4 protein-coding genes are annotated in these 8,361 nt (G+C 67.9%); 2 read left to right on the top strand and 2 right to left on the bottom strand.

Features of this window, described 5'->3' with window-relative positions; translation table 11 throughout:
• Positions 1–189: 189 nt before the first annotated feature.
• Positions 190–675 (bottom strand): cyanophycin metabolism-associated DUF1854 family protein, encoded by a 486-nt coding sequence (locus AC1D1F_RS24525; protein ID WP_477678356.1) that lies wholly within the window; start codon positions 673–675, stop codon positions 190–192.
• 14 nt (positions 676–689) lie between these two features.
• Positions 690–3,032 carry a cyanophycin metabolism-associated ABC transporter gene (locus tag AC1D1F_RS24520; protein WP_477700874.1) on the bottom strand — a complete coding sequence of 781 codons (2,343 nt, stop codon included), beginning with the start codon at positions 3,030–3,032 and terminating at the stop codon, positions 690–692.
• Between the two features lie 317 nt (positions 3,033–3,349).
• Here AC1D1F_RS24520 and AC1D1F_RS24515 point away from each other — a divergent pair, with 317 nt between their 5' ends.
• Complete coding sequence (locus AC1D1F_RS24515) at positions 3,350–5,563, top strand: cyanophycin synthetase (protein WP_477697512.1); 2,214 nt, start codon at positions 3,350–3,352, stop codon at positions 5,561–5,563.
• Entirely contained in the window at positions 5,563–8,166 is a 2,604-nt protein-coding gene (cphA, locus tag AC1D1F_RS24510) for a cyanophycin synthetase (protein WP_477697511.1), read from the top strand. Before AC1D1F_RS24515 ends, cphA begins: the two co-directional genes overlap by 1 nt.
• Positions 8,167–8,361: the final 195 nt, after the last annotated feature.

The following is an 8,361-nucleotide window of genomic DNA, read 5'->3' as shown; positions in this document are numbered from 1 at the left end:
GAGTTTAGCCGGACCCCGCTTGGCTCGAGCACCGCAGGTTGCCCGTAGCGAAGCGTAGGGACCCAGACTGCGGGTCGCCTTTTCTTTGGTGACTTTCTTTTGGCGAAGCAAAAGAAAGTTACTTGCTGCCGGGCAACCCCCGGCCAGCAACCCTCAGCAGAGGGCGCACTAGCCGGGGCAAGAACCGACCTAAAGAAACCTCTCCAGCAACCGCCGAGAAGCCCGATCCAGCGCAGTCATATCACGAACGCTGTATTGCACGCCCTGGCTGCCGGCAATCAGCAAGCCCGTCCGCGCCAAGCGACGAATGTCCTCCTCACCCTTGAGGATGAAAGAGGTCTCCCCCCGATCAGTCTCAACAGTCCAGACGCTGGGCGTACCAAAGCTGGAAACACTTTTAAGCCGCGTGATCTCAGGCACAAAATCCCGCAACGCAAGTTCTTCCTCAAGCAGCGCACGCGCAGCCGGCGCCACGGCCTGCAGGCTGTCAACCCAGGCGACCTCGTGGCCCTCGGTGTTGACCAACGAAATACCTTCGTCGGGCGCGGCGATGGGAAAGGCCCGCACCGGCACCACGCCGGCATGCGTCTGGCCGCCCACATCGGTGAACACCAGGCGGCCCGAGGCGTCGCGCACCAGCTGGAGAGCGGAGGAGATGGAAGTGAAATCAGTCATGACAGGTCCCGGGCTCATGCGTTGTCAACGTGATGCGCGGCGTGGGCGATCTGCGAGGTGGCCAGCGCGATGCGGCCTTCCTCGGCTTCCTCACCGCCTTCTTCGTTGTCCACCTGGCGCGCCTGGGCTTCGTAGAGCCGCCAGTAGTGGCCCTGCTTGGCCATCAATTCGTCATGCGGTCCGACTTCGACCACCTGGCCGCGGTCCATCACCACCAGGCGGTCTGCCTTTCGCAGTGTCGAGAGGCGGTGGGCAATCGCGATCGTGGTGCGGCCCTGCACCAGGTTGTCGAGCGCGCGCTGTATCTCTTTTTCGGTCTCGGTGTCCACCGAGGACGTGGCCTCGTCGAGGATCAGGATGCGCGGGTCTATCAGCAACGCGCGCGCGATCGAGATGCGCTGGCGTTCGCCGCCTGACAGGCCCTGGCCGCGTTCGCCGACCAGCGAGTCGTAGCCCTGCGGCAGGCGCAGGATGAACTCATGCGCATGGGCGGCGCGCGCGGCGGCCACGATCTCGGCGCGCGTGGCGCCGGGCTTGCCGTAGGCGATGTTCTCGGCAATCGTGCCGAAGAACAGGAAGGGCTCCTGCAGCACCAGGCCGATGTGGCGGCGGTAGTCGGCCACGCCGAAGCGGCGTATGTCGGTGCCATCCACGCTGATGGCACCGTCGCTCACGTCGTAGAAGCGGCAGATCAGGTTCACCAGCGTGCTCTTGCCCGAGCCGCTGTGGCCCACCAGCCCAATCATCTCGCCGGGCCGTATCTGCAGGTCCAGCCCGCGGATGACCGAGCGGTTGCCGTAGCGAAAGCCCAGGTTCTTCATGTCGATGCGGCCTTCGAGCTTGCCGATCTTCACCGGGTTGGCGGTTTCCGGCACGTTGGAGACGTGGTCCAGGATGTCGAAGATGCGCTTCGCGCCGGCCGCGGCTTTTTGCGTGACCGAGACAATGCGGCTCATGGAATCGAGCCGGCCGTAAAAACGGCCGATGTAGGCGATAAATGCCGTCAGCACACCGACCGTGATCTGCTGCCTGGACACCAGCCAGATGCCGAAAGCCCAGACCACCAGCAGTCCCACCTCGGTCAGCAGCGAGACGGTGGGCGTGAACAGCGACCAGGTCTTGTTGAGCTTGTCGTTGACCGCCAGGTTGTGCTGGTTGACCTCGCGAAAGCGCTGGGCCTCGCGCTTTTCCTGGGCGAAAGCTTTCACCACGCGGATGCCCGGAATCGTGTCGGCCAGCACATTGGTCACGTCCGACCAGACGCGGTCGATTTTTTCAAAACCGGTGCGCAGCTTGTCGCGCACCACGTGGATCATCCAGCCGATAAAGGGCAGCGGCAGCAGCGTCACCACCGCCAGCCAGGGGTTGATGGAGAACAGGATGACCGCGGTCATCACGATCATCAGCACGTCGGTCGCGAAATCCAGCGCGTGCAGCGACAAAAACACGCAGATGCGGTCGGTTTCCGAGCCAATGCGCGACATCAGGTCGCCGGTGCGCTTGCCGCCGAAGTAGTCCAGCGACAGCTCCAGCAGGTGGTCGAAGGTGGCGGTGCGCAGGTCGGCGCCTATGCGCTCGGACACCAGCGCCAGCAGGTAGGTGCGCGCCCAGTTCAGCGCCCAGCCCAGCACGGCCGCGCCCAGCAGGCCGCCCAGCAGCGCGCCGACCTTCCAGGGCTCAATCCGCTGGCCGTTCTGGAAGGGGATCAGGATGTCGTCCATCAGCGGGATGGTCAGGTAGGGCGGCACCAGCGTGGCGGCGGTGGAGGCCAGCGTCAGTAGAAACCCGGCCAGCAGCTGGTGGCGGTAAGGGTGGGCAAAACGCCAGAGGCGCAGCAGCACCCAGGTCGAGGGCGGCGTGTGCAGTTCGCGGGCGCAGGCCGGGCACTCCTCGCTGTCCGGCGGCAGCGGCAGGTCGCATTCGGGGCACAGGGCGGTCTCGTCGGCCGGGGGCGCCTCGGCCAGACCCTGAGCGGCCTGCTGCTGGGCAAACAGCCGCACCAGGCGCAGCGCCTGCACATTGGCGCCCAGCGTGAAGCGCCAGCCGGCCAGGCGAATGCCTGCCTGGTGCAGCTCCAGCGTGCCCACGCCGGCATGGTCGAAATGGCGCAGCGACAGGCCGGCCAGCCCCTTGCCGGCCGCGTCCACCGTGGGCCAGGCGGCCCAGTCGCCGCCAGGGGCGCGGGCCAGCAGGCGGCGGTCGGTCAGGGCCAGCAAGCCCTGGGCGAAACGAAGTTGGCTGTCCAGGTCAACCGTAAGCGTACACAGAACGTTTTCCTGGGTTGCAAGTTGTGAGCGAAGCCCCGCCAAAGCGGGGTCGGTAAGGCTGGAGTCGTCTGCCGGGTGTTTGTGTTGCATTGTGTTGGTGAATTCTTGGCGTCCCGCATCTGGCGCGGCTGGGTTTTCGCAGGTCTTGGTCTTCGCGCGTGGGGAACCCGAACAGGGGATTTTCGCCGAATGCAGCCCGGAACGACAAAATTGACCCTCAATCCCCGAAAATGGCGAAACCGTCTACCGATCCCAGGCGACGGCCCTGTTCGCGATAAGAACAAATACATAACGAGACACACGGGGATCCACCGGAGCCTTCACAGGCCCCACACTGAAATTCATCGGCCGGGACCAGGCCTCGCACCGACGGGTGCGGCGCCTGCCTGCCGACCATGTTGAAACCAATGAGCCCTCAGGACGACATCAAGCTGCTGCGCATCAACTACCTGCGCGGTCCCAACATCTGGACTTACCGGGCCGTGCTTGAGGTCTGGCTGGACCTCGGAACTCTCGAAGACTTCCCCTCCAACGACCTCCCCGGCTTCAACGACCGCCTGGTCGCCCTGTTGCCGGCCCTGCTCGAACACCACTGCGGCGTGGGCGAGCGCGGCGGCTTCATCCAGCGCCTGCGCGAAGGCACCTGGTCCGGCCACGTGCTGGAGCACGTGGTGATCGAGCTGCTCAACCTGGCCGACATGCCCACCGGCTTCGGCCAGACACGCAGCACCTCGCAGCGCGGCGTCTACCGCATGGTGTTCCGCGCGCGCGACGAGCAGGTCGCCCGCACCGCGCTGGCCGAAGGCCACCGCCTGCTGATGGCCGCCATCAACGGCACGCCCTACGGCCCCGCCGACGTGCAGGCCGCCGTCGAGAAAATCCGCGCCAAGGTCGACGACTGCTACCTCGGGCCCAGCACCGCTTCCATCGTGGCCGCCGCCACCGACCGCCGCATCCCCCACATCCGCCTGAACGACGGCAACCTGGTGCAGCTGGGCTACGGCGCCAGCCAGCGCCGCATCTGGACGGCCGAGACCGACCTCACCAGCGCCATCGCCGAAGGCATCGCCCACGACAAGGACCTCACCAAAAGCCTGCTCGCCACCTGCGGCGTGCCGGTGCCCGAAGGCCAGATCGTCGCCACGCCCGAAGAGGCCTGGGAAGCCGCCGAAGACATCGGCCTGCCGGTGGTCGTCAAGCCCTCCGACGGCAACCACGGCCGCGGCGTCGCGCTGGACCTTAAAACCCGCGCCGAAGTCGAGGCCGCCTTCACCGTGGCCGCCCGGCACGGCAGCGAAGTCATGGTCGAGCGCTTTGTGCGCGGCCATGAGCACCGCCTGCTGGTGGTCGGCGGCCGCGTGGTCGCCGCTGCGCGCGGTGAAGCCGCCTGGGTCACCGGCGACGGCAACGCCACCGTCGCCCAGTTGGTCGACGCCCAGCTCAACACCGACCCGCGCCGCGGCGTCGGCGAAGACTTCCCGCTGGGCCGCATCAACGCCGCCGAAGACGGCGCCGTCATCCTTGATTTGCAGCGCCAGGGCCTGGCGCCCGACAGCGTGCCCGCCGCCGGCCGCGAAGTGCTGATCCAGCGCAACGGCAACGTCGCCATCGACTGCACCGACGCCGTGCACCCCGAGGTCGACCACGTCGTCTCCCTGGCCGCCCGCGTGGTCGGCCTGGACATCGCCGGCGTCGACGTGGTCGCGCAGGACATTTCCCGCCCCTTGCATGAACAAGGCGGCGCCATCGTCGAGGTCAACGCCGGCCCCGGCCTCTTGATGCACCTCAAGCCCGCCGAGGGCGCGCCGCGCCCCGTGGGCCGCGCCATCTGCGACCACCTGTTCCCGCACGGCGCCGATGCCGACGCCGGCACCGACGGCCGCATCCCCATCGTCGGCATCGCCGGCTCCGGCGGCAATTACCGCGTCGCCCGGCTGGTGGCCTGGCTGCTGCACCTGTCGGGCCGGCACACCGGCCTGGCCTGCCAGGCCGGCCTCTTCCTCGACCAGCGCTGCGTGGACGCCTCCGACTGCGCCAACTGGGAAGCCGGCCAGCGCCTCTTGATCAACCGCGCGGTGCAGGCCGCCGTTTTTGAAAACGGCGCCGACACGATTTTGCGCACCGGTTTGCCTTACGACAAATGCCAGGTCGGCGTGGTCACCGATTTAGGCGGCGCGCAAGGCCTGGCCGAATTCGACATCACCGAAGACGATCAGATGTTCAAGGTCATGCGCTCGCAGGTCGACGTGGTGTTGCCCGGCGGCGCCGCCGTGCTCAATGCCGCAGACCCGCGCATCGCCGGGATGGCCGAGCTCTGCGACGGCGAGGTGATCTTCTACAGCGTCGACCCCAAGGCCCCCGCCCTGGCGGCGCATTGCGCCCAGGGCGGCCGCGCCCTCTTTATCCGGCAAGACCAGGTGGTGCTGGCCACCGGCGCCAGCGAGGCCTTTTTGCCCGGCCTCGGCAAGCTGGGCGCCTGGCGCGAACGCCGCGGCCTCACCGAAGACGCCCTGCTGGCCGCCATAGGCGCGGCCTGGGCGCTCGGCATTTCGCTCAACCTCATAGGCGCCGGCATGGAAGCCTTTGAAACCACCCCTAAAACCGCCGGGAGTGCCGAATAATGGAAGTGTCCCGCATCCGCGCCCTGCGCGGGCCCAACCTCTGGAGCCGCCACACCGCGCTCGAAGCCATCGTCGCCTGCACTGCCGTCGAATGCAACATCGCCGGCCTGCCCGGCTTCGAAGCCCGTGCGCGCGCGCTGTTCCCCGGCATGGGCGCGCTGCGCCAGACCGGCCACGCCGGCGCGCTGTCGCTGGCCCATGTACTTGAAGCCGCCGCGCTCGAGCTGCAGGCCGCCGCCGGCTGCCCCATCACCTTCAGCCACACGGCCGCCACCGTCGAGGCCGGCACCTACCAGGTCGTCGTCGAATACAGCGAAGAAGCCGTCGGCCGCCTGGCCTTTGAACTGGCCCAGGCCCTGATCCACGCCGCCCTGCGCGACACCGCCTTCGACCTTGACGCCGCCATCGCCCAGCTGCGCGACCTCGACGAGGACGAGCGCCTGGGCCCCAGCACCGGCGCCATCGTCGACGCCGCCGTCGCGCGCGGCATTCCTTATCGCCGCCTCACCAAAGGCAGCATGGTGCAGTTCGGCTGGGGCGCCAAACAGCGGCGCATCCAGGCCGCCGAAGTCGATTCCACCAGCGCCGTCGCCGAATCCATCGCGCAAGACAAGGACCTCACCAAAAAGCTGCTGCGCGCCGCCGGCGTGCCGGTGCCGCTGGGCCGCCCCGTCACCGACCCCGACGACGCCTGGGCCGCCGCCCGGCAGGTCGGCCTGCCCGTGGTCGTCAAGCCGCAGGATGGCAACCAAGGCAAAGGCGTCACCGTCAACATCAGCACCCGTGAGCACCTGGACATCGCCTACAAGACCGCCGCCGAACACGGCGAGGTCATGGTCGAGAAATTTCTGCCCGGCAGCGACTTCCGCCTGCTGGTGGTCGGCAACAAGCTGGTCGCCGCCTCGCGCCGCGAGCCGCCGCAGGTGGTGGGCGACGGCCTGCACACCGTGCGCGAACTGGTCGACATCGTCAACCAGGACCCGCGGCGCGGCGAAGGCCACGCCACCTCGCTCACCAAGATCCGTTTTGACGACATCGCCGTCGCGCGCCTCGAAGTGCAGGAGCTCACGCCCGAATCGATTCCCGCCAAGGGCCGGCGCGTCATCCTGCGCAACAACGCCAACCTCAGCACCGGCGGCACCGCCACCGACGTCACCGACGACGTGCACCCCTCGGTCGCCGCGCGCGCCGTGGCCGCCGCCCAGATGGTCGGCCTTCACATCTGCGGTGTCGACGTGGTCTGCGAAAGCATGCTGCGCCCGCTCGAGTCGCAAAACGGCGGCGTCGTCGAAGTCAACGCCGCGCCCGGCCTGCGCATGCACCTGTCGCCCTCCTACGGCAAGGGCCGCGCCGTCGGCGCCGCCATGATCGACGAGCTCTTCCCCGCCGGCGACAACGGCCGCGTGCCCGTCATCGCCGTCACCGGCACCAACGGCAAGACCACCACCACCCGCCTGATCGCCCACCTGATGGCCGCCGAAGGCCTGCGCACCGGCATGACGAACACCGACGGCGTCTACATCAACGGCCGGCAGACCGACAGCGGCGACTGCAGCGGCCCCAAGAGCGCGCGCAACGTGCTCATGCACCCCGACGTCGACGCGGCGGTGTTTGAGATCGCCCGCGGCGGCGTGCTGCGCGAAGGCCTGGGCTTCGACCGCTGCGAAGTCGCCGTCGTCACCAACATCGGCAGCGGCGACCACCTCGGCCTGAACTACATCACCACCGTCGAAGACCTGGCCGTGCTCAAGCGCGTCATCGTGCAGAACGTGTCCAACACGGGCTATGCCGTGCTCAATGCCGCCGACCCCATCGTCGCCGACATGGCCGCCACCTGCCCCGGCAAGATCATCTTCTTCGCCGCCGACCGCCACCACCCGCTCATGGCCACGCACCGCGCCCAGGGCAAACGCACCGTCTACGTCGACGGCCCCATGCTGGTGGCAGCCGAAGGCGCCTGGGTCGAGCGCATCCCGCTGCAGGGCGTGCCCGTCACCCGCGGCGGCAGCATCAGCTTCCAGGTCGAGAACGTCATGGCCGCCGTCGCCGCCGCCTGGGGCGCCGGCCTCAACTGGGACACCATCAGGCGCGGCCTCGCCAGCTTCGTCAACGACGCCCACAACGCGCCCGGCCGTTTCAACGTCATGGACTACAAGGGCGCCACCGTCATCGCCGACTACGGCCACAACCCCGACGCCATGCGCGCCCTGGTGGCAGCCGTCGACGCCATGCCCGCCACACCCGGCCAGCGCCGCAGCGTCGTCATCAGCGGCGCCGGCGACCGCCGCGACAGCGACATCCGCGACCAGACCATCATCCTGGGCGGCGCGTTCGACGACGTCATCCTCTACCAGGACGCCGCCCAGCGCGGCCGTGCCGACGGTGAGGTCATGGGCCTGCTGCGGCAGGGGCTGGAGGGCGAGCACAAAGCTCGCCGCACTCAACGCATCGATGAGATACGGGGGGAGTTTTTGGCGATTGATACTGCGCTTGAGCGGCTGTCACCAGGGGATCTTTGCCTGGTGCTCGTCGACCAGGTGCAGGAGGCTTTGGATCACCTGGCTGCGCGGGTGAAGGATGCTAAGGAGAAGGTGGCGCAGTGAGGATTGAGGCCGGTCTTGCTCCGGCGGGGCGTCCTTCTCTTGATCTTGCTGGCCGGGGGTAGCCCGGCGGCTACTCACTTTTCTTTTGCTTCGCCAAAAGAAAAGTAAGCAAAAGAAAAGGCGACCCTGGTTGCTGCGTCCCTTCGCTGCGCTACGGGCAACCTGCGGTGCTCGGTCCAGACGGGGTCTCGCTAA

It is taken from the genome of Polaromonas sp. P1_H6 (assembly GCF_056405195.1).
The sequence above is the reverse complement of the archived record's forward strand: the minus strand, read 5'-3'. Positions and strand labels throughout refer to the sequence as shown.